The sequence below is a fragment of the Shimia sp. genome (assembly GCF_965227725.1).
Lineage (GTDB): Bacteria > Pseudomonadota > Alphaproteobacteria > Rhodobacterales > Rhodobacteraceae > Shimia.
Genome location: NZ_CBDDGH010000001.1, coordinates 1,083,893 through 1,106,678, shown reverse-complemented (window position 1 = coordinate 1,106,678; position 22,786 = coordinate 1,083,893). Strand labels below are relative to the sequence as shown.

23 protein-coding genes are annotated in these 22,786 nt (G+C 53.8%); 12 read left to right on the top strand and 11 right to left on the bottom strand.

Translation table 11 applies throughout. The annotated features are described in order from the left end of the window. Positions 1-124 precede the first annotated feature (124 nt). Both ACO07T_RS05185 and ACO07T_RS05180 read left to right on the top strand, forming a co-directional pair. Positions 125-1,351 (top strand): argininosuccinate synthase, encoded by a 1,227-nt coding sequence (locus ACO07T_RS05185; RefSeq protein ID WP_422048528.1) that lies wholly within the window; start codon positions 125-127, stop codon positions 1,349-1,351. Positions 1,352-1,598: 247 nt separating this feature from the next. Beyond that, a complete protein-coding gene (locus tag ACO07T_RS05180) occupies positions 1,599-1,880 on the top strand; it encodes an SCP2 sterol-binding domain-containing protein (protein ID WP_422048527.1) in 282 nt (93 codons plus the stop codon). 62 nt (positions 1,881-1,942) lie between these two features. On the opposite strand, the gene ACO07T_RS05175 is transcribed toward ACO07T_RS05180, so the two are convergent. Further along, positions 1,943-2,656, bottom strand: a complete 714-nt coding sequence (locus tag ACO07T_RS05175; protein WP_422048526.1) for an HAD family hydrolase — start codon at positions 2,654-2,656, stop codon at positions 1,943-1,945. A 523-nt stretch (positions 2,657-3,179) separates the two neighbouring features. Here ACO07T_RS05175 and msrA point away from each other — a divergent pair. Then, positions 3,180-3,842, top strand: a complete 663-nt coding sequence (msrA, locus tag ACO07T_RS05170) for a peptide-methionine (S)-S-oxide reductase MsrA (protein ID WP_422048525.1) — start codon at positions 3,180-3,182, stop codon at positions 3,840-3,842. Between the two features lie 88 nt (positions 3,843-3,930). On the opposite strand, the gene ACO07T_RS05165 is transcribed toward msrA, so the two are convergent. Continuing rightward, positions 3,931-4,800 carry a ribokinase gene (locus ACO07T_RS05165; protein WP_422048524.1) on the bottom strand — a complete coding sequence of 290 codons (870 nt, stop codon included), beginning with the start codon at positions 4,798-4,800 and terminating at the stop codon, positions 3,931-3,933. Positions 4,801-4,981: 181 nt separating this feature from the next. Between ACO07T_RS05165 and mutS the strand changes: the two genes are divergently transcribed. After that, on the top strand, positions 4,982-7,597 hold the full coding sequence (mutS, locus tag ACO07T_RS05160; RefSeq protein ID WP_422048608.1) for a DNA mismatch repair protein MutS: 2,616 nt from the start codon (positions 4,982-4,984) through the stop codon (positions 7,595-7,597). A 69-nt stretch (positions 7,598-7,666) separates the two neighbouring features. Here the strand turns inward: mutS and ACO07T_RS05155 are convergent, their stop codons facing one another. Together ACO07T_RS05155 and hrcA are read right to left on the bottom strand one after the other, a co-directional pair. Beyond that, positions 7,667-8,227, bottom strand: a complete 561-nt coding sequence (locus tag ACO07T_RS05155; protein ID WP_209076308.1) for a nucleotide exchange factor GrpE — start codon at positions 8,225-8,227, stop codon at positions 7,667-7,669. 9 nt (positions 8,228-8,236) lie between these two features. Next, positions 8,237-9,301: a heat-inducible transcriptional repressor HrcA gene (gene hrcA, locus ACO07T_RS05150; protein ID WP_209076310.1), complete on the bottom strand. Its 1,065-nt coding sequence runs from the start codon at positions 9,299-9,301 to the stop codon at positions 8,237-8,239. A 129-nt stretch (positions 9,302-9,430) separates the two neighbouring features. On the opposite strand from hrcA, the gene rph reads away from it, so the two are divergent. From rph to ACO07T_RS05130, 4 genes are read left to right on the top strand one after another with little or no spacing between them, the layout of a single operon-like run. Next, entirely contained in the window at positions 9,431-10,144 is a 714-nt protein-coding gene (gene rph, locus ACO07T_RS05145) for a ribonuclease PH (RefSeq protein ID WP_209076312.1), read from the top strand. Then, positions 10,141-10,752, top strand: a complete 612-nt coding sequence (gene rdgB, locus ACO07T_RS05140; RefSeq protein WP_422048523.1) for an RdgB/HAM1 family non-canonical purine NTP pyrophosphatase — start codon at positions 10,141-10,143, stop codon at positions 10,750-10,752. Before rph ends, rdgB begins: the two co-directional genes overlap by 4 nt. Then, a complete protein-coding gene (gene hemW / locus ACO07T_RS05135; protein ID WP_422048522.1) occupies positions 10,745-11,902 on the top strand; it encodes a radical SAM family heme chaperone HemW in 1,158 nt (385 codons plus the stop codon). The genes rdgB and hemW overlap by 8 nt, the downstream gene beginning before the upstream one ends. Beyond that, positions 11,903-12,256, top strand: a complete 354-nt coding sequence (locus ACO07T_RS05130) for a YbaN family protein (protein ID WP_422048521.1) — start codon at positions 11,903-11,905, stop codon at positions 12,254-12,256. It abuts the gene before it with no gap. Here the strand turns inward: ACO07T_RS05130 and ACO07T_RS05125 are convergent. The 7 genes from ACO07T_RS05125 to ACO07T_RS05095 all read right to left on the bottom strand — a co-directional run bounded on the left by ACO07T_RS05125 (position 12,246) and on the right by ACO07T_RS05095 (position 19,609). Beyond that, a complete protein-coding gene (locus ACO07T_RS05125; RefSeq protein ID WP_422048519.1) occupies positions 12,246-13,136 on the bottom strand; it encodes a ParB/RepB/Spo0J family partition protein in 891 nt (296 codons plus the stop codon). The genes ACO07T_RS05130 and ACO07T_RS05125 overlap by 11 nt on opposite strands. Positions 13,137-13,147: 11 nt before the next feature. Next, positions 13,148-13,957: a ParA family protein gene (locus ACO07T_RS05120; RefSeq protein WP_422048517.1), complete on the bottom strand. Its 810-nt coding sequence runs from the start codon at positions 13,955-13,957 to the stop codon at positions 13,148-13,150. Further along, positions 13,935-14,573 carry a 16S rRNA (guanine(527)-N(7))-methyltransferase RsmG gene (gene rsmG / locus ACO07T_RS05115; RefSeq protein WP_422048516.1) on the bottom strand — a complete coding sequence of 213 codons (639 nt, stop codon included), beginning with the start codon at positions 14,571-14,573 and terminating at the stop codon, positions 13,935-13,937. Before rsmG ends, ACO07T_RS05120 begins: the two co-directional genes overlap by 23 nt. Continuing rightward, positions 14,573-16,435, bottom strand: coding sequence for a tRNA uridine-5-carboxymethylaminomethyl(34) synthesis enzyme MnmG (gene mnmG / locus ACO07T_RS05110; RefSeq protein WP_422048515.1), 1,863 nt, complete (start codon positions 16,433-16,435; stop codon positions 14,573-14,575). The genes rsmG and mnmG overlap by 1 nt, the downstream gene beginning before the upstream one ends. 23 nt (positions 16,436-16,458) lie before the next feature. Continuing rightward, the gene (gene mnmE / locus ACO07T_RS05105) at positions 16,459-17,757 is read right to left on the bottom strand and encodes a tRNA uridine-5-carboxymethylaminomethyl(34) synthesis GTPase MnmE (protein WP_422048514.1); all 1,299 of its coding nucleotides are present in this window, start codon (positions 17,755-17,757) and stop codon (positions 16,459-16,461) included. A 10-nt stretch (positions 17,758-17,767) separates the two neighbouring features. After that, positions 17,768-19,039: a transcription termination factor Rho gene (gene rho, locus ACO07T_RS05100; protein WP_209058261.1), complete on the bottom strand. Its 1,272-nt coding sequence runs from the start codon at positions 19,037-19,039 to the stop codon at positions 17,768-17,770. A gap of 120 nt (positions 19,040-19,159) precedes the next feature. Then, on the bottom strand, positions 19,160-19,609 hold the full coding sequence (locus ACO07T_RS05095) for a CopD family protein (RefSeq protein ID WP_422048513.1): 450 nt from the start codon (positions 19,607-19,609) through the stop codon (positions 19,160-19,162). 413 nt (positions 19,610-20,022) lie between these two features. On the opposite strand from ACO07T_RS05095, the gene ACO07T_RS05090 reads away from it, so the two are divergent. The 4 genes from ACO07T_RS05090 to dnaQ are packed head-to-tail and all read left to right on the top strand — an operon-like array spanning position 20,023 to position 22,781. After that, complete coding sequence (locus ACO07T_RS05090; protein WP_422048607.1) at positions 20,023-20,622, top strand: Maf family protein; 600 nt, start codon at positions 20,023-20,025, stop codon at positions 20,620-20,622. After that, positions 20,619-21,452 (top strand): shikimate dehydrogenase, encoded by an 834-nt coding sequence (locus ACO07T_RS05085; RefSeq protein ID WP_422048512.1) that lies wholly within the window; start codon positions 20,619-20,621, stop codon positions 21,450-21,452. The genes ACO07T_RS05090 and ACO07T_RS05085 overlap by 4 nt, the downstream gene beginning before the upstream one ends. Further along, positions 21,449-22,051 (top strand): dephospho-CoA kinase, encoded by a 603-nt coding sequence (coaE, locus tag ACO07T_RS05080; RefSeq protein WP_422048511.1) that lies wholly within the window; start codon positions 21,449-21,451, stop codon positions 22,049-22,051. The genes ACO07T_RS05085 and coaE overlap by 4 nt, the downstream gene beginning before the upstream one ends. Then, on the top strand, positions 22,044-22,781 hold the full coding sequence (gene dnaQ / locus ACO07T_RS05075; RefSeq protein ID WP_422048510.1) for a DNA polymerase III subunit epsilon: 738 nt from the start codon (positions 22,044-22,046) through the stop codon (positions 22,779-22,781). The genes coaE and dnaQ overlap by 8 nt, the downstream gene beginning before the upstream one ends. The last annotated feature ends 5 nt before the right edge of the window (positions 22,782-22,786 follow it).

Below are 22,786 nucleotides of genomic sequence, written 5' to 3'. Positions count from 1 at the left end.
CCAACGGGATCCAGACCTTTTTTAGTTGATTAGCAATCATTATCGGCTCCGGAGGGAGGCTCTCCTTGCCCAAGCGGTTAAAAACCGCTATCGCGCGTGCGTTATATGGACGAAGGGAAAAGACATGTCGGCTCCGAAGAAAGTTGTGTTGGCCTATTCCGGTGGCCTGGATACCTCGATCATCCTGAAGTGGCTGCAAACCGAATATGGCTGTGAGGTGGTGACCTTCACCGCAGATTTGGGTCAAGGTGAAGAGCTTGAACCGGCCCGCCAAAAGGCGGAACTGCTGGGCATCAAACCTGAGAACATCTACATCGAAGATGTGCGCGAAGAGTTTGTGCGAGATTTCGTTTTCCCAATGTTCCGCGCCAATGCGGTTTATGAAGGCCTCTATCTGCTGGGCACATCGATTGCACGCCCACTGATCTCCAAACGTCTGATCGAGATTGCGGAAGCAACGGGCGCAGATGCAGTCGCACATGGCGCAACCGGCAAAGGCAACGACCAGGTGCGGTTTGAGTTGGCCGCCTATGCGCTGAACCCCGACATCAAAGTGATTGCGCCTTGGCGTGAATGGGATCTTTCTTCCCGAACCAAACTTATCGACTTTGCCGAACAGCATCAGATTCCCATCGCCAAAGACAAACGCGGCGAAGCGCCTTTCTCGGTGGACGCGAACCTTTTGCACACATCTTCAGAAGGTAAAGTACTGGAAGATCCGGCCGTCGCGGCTCCGGACTATGTCTATCAGCGTACCGTCCATCCTGAGGACGCGCCAAACGAGCCAGAATTCATCGAAATCGGCTTTGACAAGGGTGATGCGGTCAGCATCAATGGCGAGGCAATGAGCCCGGCAACCATTCTGACCAAGCTGAACGAATATGGTGGCAAACACGGCATTGGCCGCCTGGACCTCGTAGAAGGCCGCTTCGTGGGCATGAAATCCCGTGGCATCTATGAAACACCAGGTGGCACCGTACTTTTGGAAGCTCATCGCGGTATCGAGTCCATCACCATGGACCGTGGCGCGATGCATCTCAAAGATGAGTTGATGCCGAAGTACGCGGAGTTGATCTACAACGGCTTCTGGTATTCTCCAGAGCGTGAGATGCTGCAGGCTGCGATCGACAAATCCCAGGAGCACGTCACAGGCACCGTGCGCATCAAGCTCTACAAAGGCAGCGCAACCACTGTAGGCCGCTGGTCCGACTATTCTCTTTATTCGGAAGAGCACGTAACCTTTGAAGACGACGCAGGTGCTTATGACCAAAAAGACGCAGCCGGCTTCATTCAGCTGCAAGCGCTGCGCCTAAAGCTGATTGCAATGCGCAACAAACGCAACCCGGACTAAAGAGCAGCGAATAGAACACGAGAACCCGCCCATTTGGGCGGGTTTTTCTTTAAGCACAGAGTGCGTATTCGGAATGCGCGTCAAAAAGTTGATCTGCCCAAACATAGCAGGCTCACATCGTCAAAATAGCGGAGATTCTTACGAAGTGTCCGCACTTAACGTTGAGGTAACCTCTGCTACGTAACTCTTGCGACAACGCAGGGATGCTGCGAGTGACGTCTTGGTCAATTTCTACATGGGAGGATGCATGCTTGAAGAAATCGCCGCGCAGATGCGCGAAGGCTTGAAAGACCGCACATTTGACAACACGCTCAAATTTGATTGCGGCGCGGATGGTGTGCTGGTGCTGGCCGATGGGACAGCGACTACTGATGATCGTGACACCGACTGCACGGTGACGATTTCAGCGGACAATCTTAACAAACTCCTAGCCGGAGATTTGAAACCCACTACAGCTTTGATGTTAGGCAAGCTCAAAGTGTCAGGTGACATGGGCGTCGCCATGAAGCTGGGACAGCTTCTGGCTTAAATACCTGTTTCTAAATTCCCTTTTCACGGAGGCAGCGTTTCCTGCCTCCGCGTTGAGTACGCTCAGCGTTTTTGAGATTTCATCTCTTCGTAGATTGGCAAAGCCGCATTAAGCACCGACTGGAGGTTATCAGGAACCTCTGGCAGCGGGCCCTCTGCACCTGCAAATCCCGTGGAGTTCCAAACTGCGCCATACCAGTGTTTGGCCCATACGCCATCATCCTTATGCCCCCCTTTGGGCCAGCTGAGCATCGCCGGATTATAGTCTAAGCCTATATCATCACATAGCTTTTTCAGCTCATCCTCGGGGTTTTCCCGTATGTCATGGCTGTCAACGATGACGACATCTTGGCCCCAACCACGCACTTGTTTGAGAAGCGCTAGTTGTTGAGGAAAACCAATATCCTCAAGTGTGGGGTTCTCTCGTTTGGCCGCATAAGAGGCGATCACGCGTGCCGGATGGCGCAGCAAAAACACATTTTTTGCATCCCTCATCCACTCTCTGGGAACGCCATCAATCATATGCTGGGTCATATGTTTTTGATAAAAAACGGGTTTACCATCTGGGTGAGTGCTTGAGAGCGCTGAAGCCACCGCTTGTGGATCCTGGTGTTGTGACCCCAGGATCTCTGCGCGCATCGGATGATCTAGGCCGGTTTTTGCAAGATAAGCCGCATAAAAAGGCTCATCCACCACTGCACAATCTGAGCGATTGCCAAAAGCATACATCATCGCCGTGGACAGATTTCGCGGTCCACTCCACATCGCTATTTTCATCAAAATCACCCCTCTGTATTGCGTCGGTATCACGGCTGTATCGCGGAGGTGGATTTCTCGGCCACTCAGTCGCCCTGACACAACCTATACTAGCTTTGATACCGTTGATTTTCGCAGACGCTAGCGCGCACCTTCACGAAGACCAAGAGCAAATCCTTCTGGTAACTGACAAGCTTGAATGCCACTGCGTGATATCGCTGCAAGTGTGCATCGCGCGACCATTCTGTGCGCATCTTGAACCAAGACGATCGCCACTTGTTCTACCTTTCAGAGCGTATGAAAACGCCGCAGGGATCCAACTGATCAAGTTCGGCACGAAAATAAATGCCCCCCCAAGACAGAGATGTTTCGGTCGGCAACAGTTTTTCGCAGAGTTTCACCGGTCTATCGCTCTCGAAAGCGTGAGTAGAAACGGCTCCGGCCGCTCCTATTCACCGCCTTTCACCTTGGTGTGACAACTGGTTTCATAGGATTGAGACTCACGAAGAGCCAGCGCAAGATTGGGGCAACAAGGAGTTGTCTGATGAAAAAACTGCAGAACCTGAAAACCGCAGCCCTATCCGCTCTGATTGTTCTGGGAACATTTGCTCACAGCGATCGCGCCTACGCCATGAACACGGAGAAACTGATCGTCGCCGGCGGATGCTTCTGGTGCGTGGAGAGCGACTTTGAAAGCGTCAAAGGTGTTCAGGAAGCGCGGTCCGGCTTTATTGGCGGCAGCACAGCCAACCCAAGCTATAAGCAGGTGACCAAAGGTGAGACAGGTCACTACGAGGCCGTAGAAATCACTTTCGACCCCTCCAAAGTTTCACGTGAAACGCTACTTGATCTCTTCTTCCGCTCTGTTGATCCCACAGATGCAGGCGGTCAATTCTGCGACCGAGGCGACAGCTATCGCACCGCGATTTTTGTCGCCAATCAAAGCGAACAAAGCAAGGCGCAAGCCGCGAAAGTGAAAGCCCAAGCTCAGTTGGGGCAGACAATTGTGACGCCAATTTTGCAGGCCGGAACCTTCTATGAGGCAGAAGCTTATCATCAGGATTACTACAAAGGCAGCAAGATTGTATTGACCCGCTTTGGGCCGAAAAAGCAGAGCGAAGCTTATAAGCGCTACCGCAAAGCATGCGGCCGGGATGCGCGCGTAAAGGAACTTTGGGGAAGCGCCGCTCCATTTGTGGGCCATTAAAGACCATCCGCGGGCTGCGCCCCCTCCGGATTAGATCAGCGATCCCCTCGAGGGTCATTTCTAGCCGAAATTAGGTGCGAGGCAGCGCTTAGAAACGCGCCTCGTCCACTTCTTTCAAATCAGGGATCACATCTGCGGTTCCCTGTCGGGTCACCATCAGAGCACCTGCCCGCATCGCGAGGGCAATCGCCTGCTCCATGGGCAGACCACGGTCACGCGCAGCAAGCACATAACCTGTGAAGGTGTCTCCAGCCCCCGTGGTGTCGACCGGTGTCACAGGCATTGCAGGAAAATCGCGAGACTGCCCCTTATGCAGCCAGCGCGCACCTTTCGCACCAAGCGTAATGATCACGTCGGTGACACCCAGAGCATCCGGAGATTTTCCAGTCGCCTCTTCCAGTTGCTCAGCCTCCACCTCATTCAGGATCAAGAAATCGAGGTGAGGGAGTACAGCCTCAACAGCCTCGGCCTCAAATGGCGCAGCGGCATAAGCGACGTAAAGACCAAGCTCCCGCGCAATTTTGGCGGCCTCAGGCTGATCTTTGGTTTCATTCTGCATCAAAAACGTGTCGCCTGTACTCGCCTCTGACAGCGCTGCAGAAATGGTTTCGGCCGGTATTTGATGATTGGCACCTTGGAAAAGAACGATGCTATTTTCGCCGCCCGCGTCGACATAGATGTGAGCTTGGCCATTTGGAGTGTCTGGAAGCTTGCTGATGTGACGTGTATCCACGCCGAACTCCGTCATACGGTCGGCCGCCCAATGCCCATCATGCCCAACCGCACCAACATGCACTGTATGCGCACCTGCACGTGCGGCGGCAACGCTCATATTTGCGCCTTTGCCGCCAAGGCCCCGAGTCAACTTGGTCGCTGCAAGAGTTTCGCCCGGCCCCGGCAGATGAGGCACATGATAAAAGAAATCGGCGTTGATGGAGCCGAGGTTGTAAATCGCCATGAGAGTACGCCGTGTTTCTGGTTTCTTTGATCTAACGATCAAAAATTTGCACGCTTGTCTATTGGCAATGACCTTACCTGAGGTTTTGCGCTTTTCCATAGGGACCGAGGTTTGCTATCTGAGGAAAACCAAACCTTGGGGGTTCTGAGCAGTGAAGGGCGACAAGCCGGGCGTCACGCCGATGATGGCGCAATATCTGGACATCAAAGCGCAGTATCAGGATGCGCTGTTGTTTTACCGGATGGGTGATTTTTATGAGATGTTCTTTGACGACGCTGTGGCGGCGGCAGAGGCGCTCGATATTGCCCTGACCAAACGTGGCAAACATGAAGGCAATGAGATCCCCATGTGTGGCGTCCCGCATCACGCCGCAGAAGGGTATTTTCTGACCCTCATCCGCAAAGGCTTTCGTGTCGCCGTTTGTGAACAGCTTGAAAGCCCGGCAGAGGCGAAAAAGCGTGGCTACAAAGCGGTGGTGAAACGGGATGTGGTGCGGCTGGTGACGCCAGGCACGTTGACCGAAGACAGCCTGCTGGATGCGCGACGACACAACTTTTTGGCAGCTTACGCTGTGGTGCGAGATGAGGCGGCGCTGGCCTGGGCCGATATTTCGACAGGTGCGCTGCATGTGATGCCTTTGGCGCCGGTACGACTGGGGCCTGAACTTGCACGCTTGGCGCCAAGTGAGTTGTTGGTGGCAGAAGGCTCGGAAGGTGAGCTCGGAGCGGTTGTCGATGATATGGGGGTGCCGCTGACATCTGTGTCACGCGGTAGTTTTGACTCTGTTTCAGCGGAAAAACGGGTTTCTGCGCTGTTCAAAGCGTCGTCTCTTGAAGCCTTTGGCGCATTTTCGCGGCCCGAGACCGGAGCACTTGGTGCGATCGTCGACTACTTAGAGCTGACCCAAAAGGGAAAATTGCCGCTGTTGCAACCGCCGGTGCGCGAAGCGACGCAGGGCGTGATGCAAATTGATGCGGCGACACGACGGAACTTGGAGCTAACAGCAAGCCTTTCTGGCGGACGGGCCGGATCGCTTCTCGCAACGATAGACCGGACAGTGACCGCCGGTGGCGCACGCTTGTTAGAGCAACGCTTGTCCTCGCCCTCTCTACGCTTGGCAGCCATTCGCGGGCGGCTGGATGCCGTCAGCTATATGGCTGATCAACGTGGCGAGGCAGCGGATCTACGTGAAGCTTTACGCAAGGTGCCAGATTTGGACCGCGCCCTGTCTAGGCTCGCGTTGGACCGAGGCGGTCCTCGGGATTTGGCTGCCATCCGGAACGGCCTCGGCCAAGCAAGCCTTTTGGCAGAACGAGCTTTTTCTGGTGATTTGCCAGATGATTTAACAGCAGCACGTCGGGTACTGTCCGGGCATGAGGAGCTGCTTGATCTTCTGGAAGACGCGCTGATCGCAGAGCCGCCGCTTCTTGCACGCGATGGTGGCTTTATTGCCCCCGGCTTTGACGCAGAGCTCGACGAAAGCCGTGAGTTGCGCGATCAGGGGCGTGGTGTGATTGCTGGCATGCAAGCACAGTATAGCGAGCAAACCGGCATCACCGCGCTTAAGATCAAGCACAACAATGTGCTTGGATATTTCATCGAAACCACCGCAAAGCATGCGGATACGATGATGTCTCCGCCCCTGTCTGAAACCTTTATACATCGTCAGACCACCGCCAATCAGGTGCGCTTTACCACGGTTGAGTTAAGCGAAATGGAAACCAAGATCCTGAACGCCGGAAACCGGGCGCTCGAGATCGAAAAACGGCTCTATGACAGCTTAAAAAGCGCGATTTTGGATCGCTCCGCTGAGGTTGCAGCGGCTTCCAGAGGCCTGGCGGAGTTTGATTTATCTGCGGCTTTGGCAGAGCTGGCAGCGAATGAGAAATGGACCCAACCTGAGGTTAACGACAGTCGGGACTTTGCCATCGAAGGCGGGCGACATCCGGTTGTGGAAGCAGCTTTGCGCAAAACCGGTGATCCGTTTGTTGCCAATGATTGTGACCTTTCAGGTGGCGATACTGCGAGCATTTGGCTTCTGACAGGCCCAAACATGGCCGGTAAATCGACCTTCCTACGCCAGAATGCACTCATTGCCCTGCTCGCACAGATGGGAAGTTTTGTGCCTGCAAACAGTGCACGGATCGGATTGGTCAGCCAGCTTTTCAGTCGCGTGGGCGCGAGCGATGATCTGGCGCGAGGACGCTCCACATTTATGGTGGAGATGGTCGAAACCGCCGCGATCCTCAATCAAGCTGACGACCGCGCCTTGGTCATTTTGGATGAGATTGGACGTGGGACCGCGACCTATGACGGCTTGTCGATTGCCTGGGCAACACTCGAGCATCTGCACGATGTGAACAAATCCCGCGCGCTCTTTGCAACGCACTATCACGAGATGACACAGCTTGCCGGGAAGATGCCAGGTGTGGACAATGCGACAGTTGCGGTGCGTGAATGGGAAGGTGAAGTGATCTTCCTGCATGAGGTCACGCAGGGGGCCGCAGATCGGTCTTACGGCGTTCAGGTGGCTCAGCTGGCAGGCCTGCCCGCAGCGGTGGTATCGCGGGCCCGTGTGGTATTGGATGCGTTGGAAAAAGGTGAGCGGGAAGGTCAGGCACAGAAAGCGTTGATTGATGATCTACCGCTCTTTGCTGCGACGCCTGCGCCTGTGCCCTCTGCACCAGCGGGACCTACTCCCTTGCAAGAGAAACTCGCGGATGTGCATCCGGACACGTTGAGCCCGCGAGAGGCTCTGAACCTCATTTATGAATTGAAGGATCTGGCGGAGACCTAATTCTCCCCTTTACCCAAAGAAAAAGCCTCCGTGTGATCGGAGGCTTTTTTAGTTCAATAATTCTGTCAGTTAAGCTGGAGTGGAGCTCACGCCAACCTGTGCCGGGCGCAGAAGACGGTCGTGCAGCATGAAGCCCTGAGCGGAAACTTGAATGATGTCACCCGCCTTGGTGCCGGGAACAGGCGCTTCAAACATCGCTTCGTGCACGTTTGGATCAAATTTATCGCCCACTTCAGGGGAGATCACTTCGATTCCGTGCTTGGAGAAAGTTTTCAGCAGCTCGCGCATCGTGAGCTCAATACCTTCGATCAGCGCAGAGGAGGCCTCTTTCTGCTCCTCAGTGATCGATTCAACTGCGCGTTTCATATTGTCAAAGACAGGCAGCATGTCACGGGCCAGCTTGGAGCCGCCGTATTGCTCTGCATCGCGACGCGCTTTGTCGCCACGTTTGCGGGCGTTCTCAGCATCTGCCAGCGCACGCATCCAGCGGTCTTTCAGCTCGTCACGCTCGGCACGCAGCTCATCCAGTTCCACCGCCTCATCTGCGAGCTCATCAAGGCTCTGAGCAAATTCTTCGGCTTCGGCTTCTGCGATGTCGTCCAGAAACTCGTTGTCTTTCGGCTCAGCCATTTTTCACCTCTAACCGCGGTCGGAGATCAATTTTCCAACCAGTTGCGCCGTGTAATCCACGATCGGCACAATACGTCCATAGTTTAGGCGCTTGGGTCCGATGACCCCAACAGCACCCACGATCTTTCGATCAGCGTTCATATAGGGAGACACCACCAAAGAGGAACCCGAAAGTGAAAAAAGTTTGTTCTCTGAGCCAATAAAAATGCGCACACCATCGCCTTGTTCGGCAAGTTCCAGAAAATCGGCAATGTCGCGCTTACGTTCAAGGTCATCAAACAACGTGCGGATACGCTCCAGATCCTGCTCCTCGCCACCAGAACCAAGAAGATTCGCTCTCCCGCGGACAATGAGACGTTCTTCCTGTCCACCCTCACCGGCCCAAAGTGCCAAACCGCTTTCCACAAGATCAGCAGCCAGCGTATCGATTTCCTGGCGCCGGCGCGCGATCTCTTCCCGTACGGCTTTGCCTACCTCACTCAGCGTGCGCCCTTCAGCCACAGCATTGAGGAAATTCGCAGCCTCGCGCATGGAACTGGGTGTTTGCCCCGGTGGCGGTGTAAAAAGACGGTTCTCCACATGCCCATCCGCAAACACCAAGACCACCAGAGCACGATCGTGTGCGAGAGAGACAAATTCGATGTGTTTGACAGGTGCCTCATGTTTGGGTGCCAGAACCAGCGAAGCCCCCTGTGTGACGCCAGAAAGCGCCGTGCTGACGCGATCAAGCATGTTGCTCACATCCTTATCGCCTTCGCCCAACGTGGCATCGATCTTCTTGCGATCTCCGTGATCCAAATCGCCAACTTCAAGGAGACCGTCCACAAACATGCGCAGGCCCTGCTGCGTCGGCACGCGGCCTGCCGAAACATGCGGACTGTCCAGAAGGCCAAGGTATTCCAGATCCTGCATCACATTGCGAATGGTCGCCGCACTAACTTTTTCCGACAGAGACCGGGTGAGCGTGCGGGATCCAACCGGATCGCCGGTTTCAAGATAGCCTTCGACCACACGGCGAAACACCTCTCGGCTGCGATCGTTCATTTCTTCGAGGATTTTAGTGGTGTCTGTCATCTGCCCGTGCCTTCTGCTCTTCAATAAAATAGGCTCAAGCACAAAGGTCAATCGGCGTTGGTCAATCGGGGTTGCACCCGCCCTGCCCGCGCGGCTATGCCCAAAAGAAATCAAGAGAAGGAAATTCCCATGCGCCCCTCTGGACGTCAGCTCAATGAAATGCGTGCCGTGTCGATTGAGACCAATGTAACCAAACATGCGGAAGGCTCCTGCCTGATCAAAATGGGCGATACGCATGTGCTTTGCACCGCCTCTCTGGAAGCGCGCGTGCCGCCGTTTATCAAAGGCTCCGGTCTGGGTTGGGTGACAGCAGAATACGGGATGCTGCCACGCTCTACCTCTTCCCGCATGCGGCGCGAAGCTGCTGCCGGCAAGCAAGGCGGCCGCACCGTAGAAATTCAGCGCCTGATCGGCCGTTCCCTGCGCGCAGGCGTGGACCGTGTGGCTTTGGGCGAGCGTCAAATCACCGTGGATTGCGATGTAATCCAAGCTGATGGCGGCACGCGCTGTGCTTCAATCACCGGCGGTTGGGTTGCCCTGCGTTTGGCTGTGAACAAGCTTATGAAAGCCGGCGACGTCACCACTGACCCGCTTATTTCTCCGGTCGCGGCAGTGTCTTGCGGCATCTATGCAGGTCAGCCAGTGCTTGATCTGGACTACCCAGAAGACAGCGAAGCAGGTGTGGATGGCAACTTCATCATGCTGGCCAACGGACAGATGATTGAAACCCAGATGTCCGCCGAAGGCGCAACCTACTCCCGCGATCAGATGAACCAACTGCTTGATCTCGCAGAAAAAGGCGTGGCAGAGCTCGTTGCCGCGCAAGAGGCAGCCGTGGCATGACGCGGAAGTTCACGGACAAAACGTTGCTGATGGCGACACACAACAAAGGTAAACTTGAGGAGATGATTCATCTCCTTGAGCCCTTTGGCGTGAAGGTTGTCGGTGCTGCAGAAATGGATCTGCCCGAACCAGAAGAGACCGAAGACACATTTGTCGGAAACGCCCGGATCAAAGCCCACGCTGCAGCAAAGGCGACCGGTCTGCCTGCCCTCTCAGACGACAGTGGCATCACGATTGACGCGCTCAACGGCGCCCCCGGCGTCTATACAGCGGACTGGGCCGAAAGCGAAAATGGCCGCGACTTTGTGATGGCAATGACCCGAGCCCACAACGAGCTTGAGGCCGTAAACGCTCCGCACCCAAGGCTCGCGCAATTCCGCTCCACGCTGGTTCTGGCTTGGCCTGACGGGCATGATGAGGTGTTTGAGGGCGTGGCTCCCGGGCATCTTGTATGGCCTATGCGCGGCAAAGATGGCTTCGGCTATGACCCGATGTTTGTGCCCGAAGGACATGATGTCACCTTCGCGGAAATGGACCGCTGGGCCAAAAACAAGATCAGTCATCGCGGACGCGCGGTGAAAGCCTTTGTGGCGGGTTGTTTTGGCTGAAGATTGGCAAAACGGGGGCTTTGGCCTGTATATACATTGGCCGTTCTGTCAGGCCAAATGCCCCTATTGCGATTTCAACAGCCATGTAAGCCGTGAAATCGACCAAAATCGCTGGCGACACGCCTATCTCAGCGAACTGGACCGCGTCGCAGCTCAGGCGCCGGGCCGCGTGCTCAATACTGTCTTCTTTGGTGGAGGCACCCCAAGCCTAATGGATCCAGATATCGTCGCAGCCATTCTGGAACGCGTGCGAAAACTCTGGCCCACATCAAACGACATGGAAATCACGCTTGAGGCGAATCCAGGATCTGTTGAAGCTGGTCGGTTCGCAGCTTATCGCGCAGGCGGGGTAAACCGAATTTCCATGGGTATTCAGGCGCTGAATGACAGAGACTTACAGCGTTTAGGCCGTATTCACACTGTATCAGAGGCCAAGAAAGCCTTTGAAATAGCGCGCAAAACTTTTGATCGGGTAAGTTTTGACCTGATCTATGCACGCCAGGATCAATCCTTGAGCGATTGGCAGGCCGAGTTGAAAGAAGCTCTGTCGATGGCGATAGATCATCTTTCGTTATATCAACTCACAATTGAACAAGGCACAGCCTTCGGCGATCGCTACAACCGTGGAAAGCTGCGTGGCTTGCCAGAAGATGATCTTGCTGCAGACATGTACGAAACAACGCAGGAGATCTGCGCTGAAGCGGGCATGTTGCCTTACGAAGTTTCCAACTACGCAGCCATAGGCTCTGAATCTCGGCACAATCAAATCTATTGGCGCTACGGCGATTACGCAGGAATTGGGCCCGGGGCGCATGCCCGGCTGACACTTAACGGGAAACGTCACGCGATAGAGACCTGGAAGAATCCGAACAAGTGGCTGGAGACTGCGGAAGACGGAAATGGAGAAAGTCTGGACGAGGTGATTTCCAGAGATGGCCAAGCCGCGGAATTCCTTCTCATGGGGCTTCGCCTGAGCGAGGGTATCGATCTGGCCCGCTACGAGGCCCTCTCCGGGCACGCTCTTGAAGGGCCCCGCGTGGATCACATGGTCGAAATTGGCATGATTGAAAAGACAGCGCGACATCTGCGCGTCTTGCCACAAGGGCGCATGGTGCTAAATTCTGTCCTGTCGGAACTTTTGGTGGACTAAATGCGCGCGATTTGGCTGATCTGCGGATTGATGTGTGTCGCGTTTGCCTTGGTCGGCGTAGTGCTCCCCCTCTTGCCGACCGTACCCTTTTTGCTGCTCGCAGCTTTCTGTTTCGCACGTTCATCGGAGAGGCTGCACAATTGGCTCCTCAGTCACAAACTCTTTGGTCCGATGATTGATGATTGGCATCGCAATGGTGCAATCAGACCAAGCGCAAAAAGGGCAGCAACACTGTCCATAATGTTGGTTTTTGCTATTTCATTGGCTCTAGGTGTCAAAACCACCGTTTTGATCATTCAAACGGTGGTTTTAGGCGCGGTACTTTTTTTCCTCTGGACGCGACCTAACGCGTAGAAGACAGAATCCGGCACAGTTCGTCTAGATCATCAAGTGTCTGATAACTAATGGTAATTTTACCAGATTCTCCGCCAGACGTATGATCGACGCTGACTTTCATGCCCAAATTAGCGGAAAGATCGCCTTCTAGCGCGACTGTATCGGCGTCCTTATGGGTCTTTGGGCGAGATTTTTTAATTTGCTCGACGAGAGAGCCTGTTTTTTTCGCGAGTTTTTCAGTCTGGCGAACAGAAAGACCATCCTTCACAACTTTCTTGGCGAGCTCTGAGGCATTTTCCGAGGTCACCAAGGCGCGCGCATGACCGGCCGAGAGCTCTCCCTCCCGCAACATCATCTGAACGTCATCCGGCAGATTGAGCAGACGCATCAAGTTTGCGATGTGGCTTCGGCTTTTGCCGAGCGCTTCAGACACCTTCTCCTGCGTGTGACCAAACTTCTGCATCAATTGGCGATAGCCCATCGCCTCTTCAACCGGGTTCAAATCCGCACGTTGAATGTTCTCGATGATTGCAATCTCGAGAACTTCAGTGTCATCATACTCTCGGACGATGACCGGAAGCTCATGCAGCTTCGCCATCTGGGAAGCGCGCCAACGGCGTTCGCCAGCGACAATCTCGTATCGATCTCCAGATTTCTTCCGAACAATAAGCGGCTGAATGACGCCCTTTTCGCGAATGGAATTCGCCAGATCGTCCAGCTGTTCAGGTGTGAAGTCACGGCGCGGCTGATCAGGATTTGGCTCAATCCGCTCGATTGGGACAACCATATCTGCCCGACGAGGTGTTTGCGCGACTTGCGCGCTCTTATCTTCGGTCACATCCGCCATCAATGCACTGAGGCCGCGGCCAAGGCCACGTGGTTTCTTTTTCTCTGCCATACCGGCCTCCTTTAAGCGGCGACTTTATAGTTTTTGACCAACAGCTCCTTGGCCAGGGCTCGATATGCCTCTGCACCCTTGGATGTTGGATCATACTCCAAAACCGGCTGTGCGTAAGAGGGAGCCTCAGAAACACGCACATTCCGAGGGATTTTAGTTTCAAACACCAACTCACCGAGGTTATCCCGCGCATCCTGCTCCACTTGTTGAGACAGGTTATTTCGTGCATCGAACATGGTCAGAACGATGCCCTCAATGCGCAGTCCTGAATTTGCCGTTTGTCGCACTTCACGCACGGTCAGCATAAGTTGTGACAATCCCTCAAGTGCGAAAAATTCGCTTTGAAGCGGTATCAAGACCGAATGTGCCGCGATCATTGCATTAACAGTCAACAAGTTGAGGGATGGCGGACAATCAATCAATATGTAGTCCAGATCATAGGCATCCATAGCATGCTGACGTAGGGCGTCATGCAACAAAAAGCTGCGCTTTTCATTGGTCATCAACTCAATGTCCGCCGAACTCAGATCAACTGTTGCCGGAACAATCCACATGGTTTCCGAGTCCGTCGTTTGAACCACGTCCTCAAGTTCGGCTTCACCGGTCAACAGGTCATATGTTGTGTTCTGACGATCTTCGACCTCTACGCCCAACCCCGTTGAAGCGTTGCCTTGAGGATCAAGATCCACCAAAAGCACACGACATTTCTGCTCTGCGAGAGCAGCGGCGAGATTTATGGCTGTTGTGGTTTTACCAACCCCACCTTTTTGGTTGGCGACAGCGATAATCTTGGGGCCCTTAGGGCGCGTTGGATCCGTCACGTTTCAGTTCTCCGACCTTCAGGATGACTGCTTGAGAGTCCGTAATACTCTTTACCACTTCGCAATCAAATGACCACGATTCCTGTACGGATTTAAGCTCTTTTTGCCAGCTTGCTCCCTTTGGAAACAGCCCAACGCCATCTGCCCGCAAATGTCGCTCTGCAAAGTCAAACAACAACGGAAGATCCGCCAGCGCGCGTGCAGAAAGAACGTCGGCATTCTGCGGAGGTGCTTTCTCGATACGTTCTGTCAAAACAGCTGCTTTCACACCGGTCTCTCGCAAAACCGTCCGCAAAAAGGCACACTTACGTTGATCACTCTCAATCAACGTTACCTTCTGCGGCGCAGTTGGCTCTTCCGACATCAGCGCAATGACCAATCCAGGGAAACCACCTCCGCTGCCAATGTCCACCCAATGCGCCACATTATGAGGTGCGCTACGCATCACCTGAACCGAATCCAGGATATGACGTTCCCATAAGGCGTCGAGTGTGGACTTAGAAACGAGGTTAATTCTCGGGTTCCACTTAACCAGTAAGTCCGCCAAGATCTGAAGACGTTGGAATGTTTCACGTGAAACATTCAATGCGTCACGAATGTTCTCTGGACAGTTCATTAGGCGGTTTTCGCTTTCTGGGCCTGGCGCAACTTAGCAAGAAGCAGAGTAAGAGCCGCAGGTGTCATGCCATCAATCCTCCCCGCCTGCCCCAGGTTCGCTGGACGTACGGCATTCAACTTGGATTTCAACTCGTTGCTCAAACCTTCGATCACATCGAAGTCGAAATCAGACGGGATAATCTGCGTTTCATCTCTGCGCATTGCCTCGACATCGCGCTTTTGCCGCTCGATGTAATTTGCATAAAGCGCATCACGCTCAAGCTGAAGTTGGATATCTTCGTCTATCTCAGCAAAGCGAGGATCCAGCTCCACGACATCTCCGAAGCTCACTTCAGGGAAAGCGAGAACCTGGAATGCTGTGCGACGGTTACCATCTTGGTTAACAGAAATGCCCGCAGCATTAATTTGTTTTGGCGTATAGCCAGTTTCTTCGAGGAGGGCTTTGCCAAACGTTAGCTTCTCCTGCTTGTTTAAGAACACCGACTTCCGCGTTTCGCCAATGAGACCCAGCTCCAACCCAATTGGTGTGAGCCTCTGATCTGCGTTATCCGCACGCAAAGACAAGCGAAACTCTGCACGTGAGGTGAACATACGATAGGGCTCTGTGACACCGCGCGTGATAAGATCATCGACCATGACACCGATATAGCTGTCCGATCGGCTAAAATGGTGGGGCTCTTTGCCTTGTGCTGCCAAAGCCGCATTCAAGCCAGCAACGAGACCTTGCGCCGCAGCTTCCTCATATCCAGTGGTTCCGTTGATTTGTCCCGCAAGATATAGACCTGGTACGCCCTTAACACCAAGCGCCGCATCCAGAGCTCGCGGATCGACATAGTCGTATTCAATCGCATACCCTGGCTGTAGAATTTCTGCATCTTCCAAACCATACATCGACCGCACATAGCTTTCCTGAACGTCCATTGGGAGCGACGTCGAAATGCCGTTTGGGTAAACCGTGTGATCGTCCAGACCTTCTGGTTCCAGAAAAACCTGATGCGAGGTCTTATCCGCAAAACGCACAATCTTATCTTCGATAGATGGGCAATACCGCGGCCCAACGCCTTCGATATGGCCACCATACATCGCCGAGCGATCTAGGTTTTCCCGGATAATCTCATGTGTTTTCTCATTCGTATGCGTGATGCCGCAAGAAATCTGCCGGGCGCTTGGCGCATTGTTCAAGAACGAGAAAACCACCGGATCATCATCTCCCGGTTGGCTGTCGAGTAGATCCCATTTGATGGTTTTGCCATTCAGACGTGGAGGCGTGCCTGTTTTCAACCGGCCAAGTGGCAAGTCAAAACTGTCAATGCGCTCCGCAAGTTTGACAGACGGGTCGTCCCCCATTCTGCCGCCAGGGCGAGAAACATCCCCGATGTGGATGACTCCCCTTAGGAAAGTCCCTGTGGTGAGTACAACAGAATGCGCCGAGATCTCTGATCCATCTGCGAGGACGACCCCCCGCACCGCCTGCCCTTCCATTCGGAAGTCAGTTGCCTCGCCCTCCACAATGGTCAAGTTGGGTGTGGCTTCAATTTCCGCCAACATTTCTTCGCGATATATCTTTCGATCGGCCTGCGCGCGTGGGCCCTGTACAGCTGGGCCTTTACGACGGTTGAGCAGTCGAAACTGAATTCCAGCCTTATCCGCGATACGCCCCATGACCCCATCAAGCGCATCTACTTCACGCACAAGGTGGCCTTTTCCAAGACCACCAATGGCAGGATTGCAAGACATGACGCCAATGCCTGATTTCTTCAAGGTGACTAGAGCTGTTGAAGCACCCATACGCGCCGCCGCCGACGCAGCATCCGTTCCGGCGTGTCCTCCGCCCACAACAATGACGTCAAAATGTTTCACGTGAAACACTCCTCAGATTTGAATCACTTCCCGATACAAAAGCTCGAAAAGATTTCGTCCAGCAGGTTCTCTACATCGACATGACCAACGATGGAATCAAGAGCACGAATCGCGGTTCGTAACTCTTCAGCACCAATATCATAGTGATCTGGTCCGTGAGCGAGAACAGCACGCGCTGCATCCAGCGCTTCTGATGCGCGTTTCATCGCAATCCGATGCCTCTCGCGCGTCGCCACTCCGGATCGTCCGGCCTGTTCAGAAAGCTTCTCGGTGATCTCTGAAACCAATTCGCTGACACCAAATCCGGTTTTGCCTGAAATCGCATTTTTGGGATCAGACAAAGTATCTGCCTTCGCCGTTCTGATCACATCCTCTGGCAGCGGTTCGAAATCCGGCGCTTCATCCTGAGTTTGAAGGAATACACGGAGATCCGCAGCCTCTGCCCTCTCGCGTGCACGCTGAATGCCGATCCCCTCCACGTGATCCTCAGTCTCACGAAGCCCGGCGGTATCCAGCAAAGTCACCGGCAATCCGCTAAGCTCCATGCGGACTTCGATCACGTCGCGTGTTGTCCCGGCATATTCAGAGGTAATTGCGGCCTCGCGACCAGCAAGTGCGTTGAGCAGCGTGGACTTGCCAACATTTGGCGCACCGAGGATGGCGACTTCGAAACCGGTTCGGATGCGTTCAGCCGTATCGACACCTGCGATCTCCCGATCAAGCTCATTTCGTACGCCAGACAGAAGCTCAGTGACTTCCGGCGTGACATCTACAGGGACTTCCTCGTCGGCAAAGTCGATTGTCGCTTCAATCAAAGCAGCGGCGCGGATCAAATCCGTGCGCCATTTGCCTGCAAGATTTCCGAGATCACCTGACAGAACCCGCAAGGCCTGCCGCCGCTGGGCCTCGGTCTCAGCATCAATCAGATCAGCGAGCCCCTCGACCTGGGCCAGATCAAGACATCCGTTTTCCAAAGCACGGCGGGTGAACTCTCCTGCTTCGGCGAGCCGGAGCCCATCCATCTCAGAGAGTTCACGAAGAACCGCATTCACCACAGCTGTTGAACCATGCAAATGCAGCTCAAGGACCTCTTCGCCGGTAAAGCTGCTCTTGTCCGGAAAGTAGAGCACCAGGGCCTGATCCAAACGACGGCCTTCACTGTCCTTCAGGATCTTCAAAGCAGCGTAGCGTGGTTTGGGCAGATCGCCGAAAAGCGCCCTACCCGCCTCTGTGGCTCTGGAACCGGACACACGAACGACAGCGACCCCCGCTTTACCGGGGGCCGTTGCTAAGGCGAAAATTGTGTCTGGCACATAGGCCATCTCACATTCCTTAAGTGTTCATCGAGTCAAAGAACTCGCCATTTGTTTTGGTCTGCTTGAGTTTGCCAAGCAGGAACTCCACAGCATCCGTGGTGCCCATCGGGTTGAGGATACGGCGCAATACGAATGTCTTGGCCAGATCTCCCTTGTCGACGAGCAGATCTTCTTTCCGAGTACCAGATTTGAGAATGTCGATCGCAGGGAAAACACGTTTGTCTGCAACCTTACGATCCAGAACAATCTCAGAGTTACCCGTACCTTTGAATTCTTCAAAGATCACCTCGTCCATCCGCGAGCCAGTGTCGATCAGCGCAGTCGAGATGATGGTCAGCGAACCACCCTCTTCAATGTTACGAGCAGCACCAAAGAAACGTTTGGGACGCTGGAGAGCGTTGGCGTCCACACCACCGGTCAAAACTTTACCGGAAGATGGCACCACGGTGTTGAAGGCACGACCAAGTCTTGTGATAGAATCCAAAAGGATCACAACATCTCGTTTATGCTCCACAAGGCGCTTTGCCTTTTCAATCACCATTTCAGACACAGCAACGTGGCGGGTGGCCGGTTCGTCAAAGGTAGAGGAAATCACCTCACCTTTCACAGACCGCTGCATGTCCGTCACCTCTTCCGGGCGTTCGTCGATCAGAAGAACGATCAGGTAACACTCCGGATGGTTCGCTTCGATGCTGTGCGCGATGTTTTGCAACAGAACGGTTTTACCAGTGCGCGGCGGCGCAACAATTAGGGAACGCTGGCCCTTACCAATCGGCGCAACCAGATCGATAACCCGTGCAGAGCGGTCTTTAATGGTGGGATCTTCGATCTCCATCTTCAGGCGCTCATCCGGATAAAGCGGCGTGAGGTTGTCAAACGCGATCTTGTGCTTGGCTTTCTCTGGCGCTTCAAAGTTGATCTGAGACACGCCAGTCAGCGCGAAATAGCGCTCGTTGTCGCCAGGCGCGGTCATAACGCCATTCACGGTGTCACCGGTGCGCAGAGAATGCTGGCGGATCATCTCCGGGCTGACATAGATATCGTCCGGGCCCGGCAAATAGTTGGCTTCTGGAGAGCGCAGGAAGCCGAAACCATCCTGAAGTACCTCAAGCACACCATCACCGGAGATTTCCCAACCATCATCCGCGCGTTCGCGCAGAATCTGGAACATCATCTCGCCCTTACGCATGGTGGAGGCGTTTTCGATCTCCAGCTCTTCGGCCATCGCCAAGAGCGCTTTAGGGCTTTTGGCCTTCAGATCGCCAAGAGCGAGCTTTTCTTGTGTCATGAAACAATCCTGTACTGCCCGAAACGGGGCAGATCATGTGCTCTATATAAGGGATACACTTAACCCGGACGGGCCAGTTGTCGACTCAGATAGGGCTTTCCCTCTTCTGAGTCAATAAATTCAGAATTTCACCACAACCGAGACAACGATGATCACCATCAAAATTGTCGGTACTTCGTTCATCATTCGATGTTGGCGCCCAGTAAGCGTGTTCTCGTTGCGATCAAATTTCTTTCGCATTTGCATGAGCCAGTGATCAAACCCTGTCATGGCAATCACAGCAAACGCTTTGGTGTAAGGCCAAACTGACGACCAATCGACAATACCAGGCGTAAGCACCAGCGTGAGACCTGCAAGCCAAGCAGCAACGCTGGCTGGTGCCATGATATAGCGCTGAAGCTTGTATTCCATGATCTTAAGCGTTTCGTCGAGCTGATCCCCCTGCTCTGCCCGTTCCGCGTGATAAACAAATAACCGTGGGAGATAGAACAACCCTGCCATCCAGCTGATCACAGCCATGATATGGAAAGCGAGGACATAGGGGTAAATGTCTACGAGAAAGTAACCCATGCGGTTTCGATCCTTGGTACGAGCTCACCCTCTCTAAATAAATAAATATATTTAGAAAAGGATGATGATTTTGTTGGGAGCTCCAAACCTGTGGATTATGGGTTTTCCCCCGCAGTTTTACACAGGAGGATAGAATATCTAAGAAGACTCCCACATCTGGGGCTAAAGTGAAAAGAGTCTATGAGAGTCAAAGACTTGAGAACAAGATGACGTGTGCATGAATGTGGATAAACGTGAGGATGAACCAGTATGTGGCTGATTCCTCCCCCAAGCAAAGTTTTCCTCATCCACGGTGCAGAAAAACGGGGGATTTCCGTGAAGTCCGGGTGAGTTTCCCCAGCTTGCAAAATCTCACAGAAATTTCCAGAAAGGACTCACCAGATGTTCCTTTCCTTCTCCACGGATTTATCCACATGGCCGCACCCCTGATCCTTGCTTCGGGTTCCGAGATACGGGCTCAGCTCCTACATAAAGCCAATCTTGGTTACGAAGTTGTTAAGCCGCGTGTTGATGAAGAAATGATCCGCCGATCTTTGCAGGCGGAAGGCGCGCCACCAAGAGATGTTGCGGATGCGCTCGCGGAGGCCAAAGCGCGTAAGGTGAGCCTGAAGCGGCCGGAGGCCATGGTACTTGGCTGTGATCAGGTGCTTGATTTTCAGGGCACGATCTTTTCCAAACCCGCGAGCATTGATGACGCGCGCAACCAGCTCCTGATGCTACGTGGAAATCGGCATATGCTCTTGTCTGCCGCAGTGATCTATCAGAATGGCGAGCCACTATGGCGTTTTGTCGGTGTGGTACGCCTGTTCATGAGAAACTTTAGCGACGCGTTTCTTGAAGACTATCTGGCCCGAAATTTTGAAAGCATACGCCATTCGGTCGGCGGGTATAAACTCGAGGAGGAAGGCGTGCGGCTTTTTGAAAAAGTAGACGGAGACTACTTTACCGTCCTTGGAATGCCACTTGTTGAAATACTCTCATATCTGACCTTGCGGGGAGAACTGCCACAATGACTTTGCCCTCGATCCCCCTCGCCGGTGTGATTGGCAATCCCATCGCCCATTCCAAATCCCCACTTCTGCATGGTCATTGGCTGAAGACCTACGGCATCGCAGGACATTACGTGCCGCTTGAAGTGGACGCAGAGCATCTGGAGGCTGTCCTTAAGGCGATGCCACAAATGGGGTTTGTGGGATGTAACGTCACCATTCCTCATAAAGAGCGTGTCGTTCAGTTTGTTGACCAGATCACGGACCGCGCGACATTGATCGGTGCGGTGAACACGCTGATTTTCCGCCCGGATGGCAGCATCGTTGGTGACAACACTGATGGATACGGCTTTATCGAAAATCTGCGTCATGGCGCACCGGATTGGCAGGCCGAGGCCGGACCGGCGGTGGTCTTGGGCGCAGGTGGAGCCGCGCGGGCTGTGGTTGCGTCACTTCTAGACGCAGGCGTGCCAGAAATCTTGCTAACGAACCGGACGCGCGTGCGCGCAGATAGGTTGCGGGAGGATTTTGGTGCGCGTGTCAAAGTTGTCGAATGGGTGCAAGCCGGCAATATTCTTGAAGAAGCAGCGACGCTCGTGAACACAACCTCTCTTGGCATGGCTGGGAAATCGGAGCTTCGGATTCCCATGGACGGATTGCGCAGCGAAACTGTTGTCACGGATCTGGTTTATAATCCTCTGGTCACAAATTTCCTGAAAACCGCCCAGGAGCGCGGATGTGTGACCGTTGATGGCCTTGGTATGTTGCTGCATCAGGCGGTGCCGGGTTTTGAGCGTTGGTTTGGCCGCCGCCCTGTTGTGGATGAAGCCACACGGCAGGTGGTTTTGGGATGACCAAAAAGGTATTCAAGCTCGGCTTGACCGGCTCAATCGGCATGGGGAAATCGACGACAGCTAGGTTTTTTTCAGAATTGGGTTGCCCGGTTTGGGATGCGGATGCAGCGGTGCACCGGATCTATGCTAAGGGAGGCGCAGCTGTAGCCCTCATTTCAGCGGCACTACCAGACGCGATTGAAGATGGAGCGGTTTCGCGAGATCGGTTGAAAGAGCTGATTGCACAAGATGCGTCTGTGTTGAGCACCATCGAAAAGATCGTCCATCCTTTGGTTGCCCAGGATCGCGCGGATTTCATTAACGAGACTGACTCTGAAATCCTCGTTTTTGATATTCCGTTGCTCTTTGAAACAGGTGGCGATGCAGCGATGGACGCGGTTGTATGTGTCTCTGTTTCACCTGAATTGCAGAGAATCCGCGTGCTGGAACGTGGCACGATGAGCGAAGCTCAGTTTGAACACATCCGGTCAAAACAGATGCCAAATGAAGAAAAAGTGGCATTGTCAGACTATGTGGTAGAAACGGATACACTTGACCATGCCCGGTCTCAGGTGGAGAAGATTGTGAAAACCATCAGAGGACAGTTGGATCATGCGTGAAATCGTACTTGATACGGAAACCACGGGCTTTGATCCGTTTTCTGGTGACCGCATCGTCGAAATCGGTGCGTTGGAGCTCTACAATCACCTGCCAACCGGCGAGACATTTCATGTCTATATTAATCCTGAGCGATCCATGCCGGATGAGGCGTTCAAGGTGCACGGGATTGGCCCAGATCTCCTGGATATCCCCCGCGACGCAGCGCCGGGAGAGGTAACACTGCGCGACAAACCTGTGTTCAACGCGTTTGGCCAAAAGTTTCTCGACTTCATCGGCAATGACAGCAAGCTTGTCATCCACAATGCCAAGTTCGACATGAAATTCTTGAATGCCGAACTGAGCTGGATGAACCTGCCGCAAATCCCGATGGAACGCGCCGTTGATACCTTGGAAATGGCACGTAAGAAATTTCCGGGGTCTCCTGCCACGCTGGATGCTCTTTGCCGCAGATTTGGGATCGACAACTCCTCACGGACGCTGCACGGCGCGCTTCTTGACTCCGAAATTTTGGCGGAGGTGTATCTGGAGCTGATCGGGGGACGCCAACCAGATCTGGTTCTGGCCTCTGACAACACTTCAGAAAAGAAAAGCACGGCCATTCAGGATGATTGGCGGCCGAGCGCCCGTCCAACGCCATTGCCCTCCCGGCTTACGGAGGCCGAGGCAGAAGCGCATAGAGGTTTTGTAGAGAAAATGGGCGAAAATGCCCTCTGGACCAAACTCGGCTAGTTTGG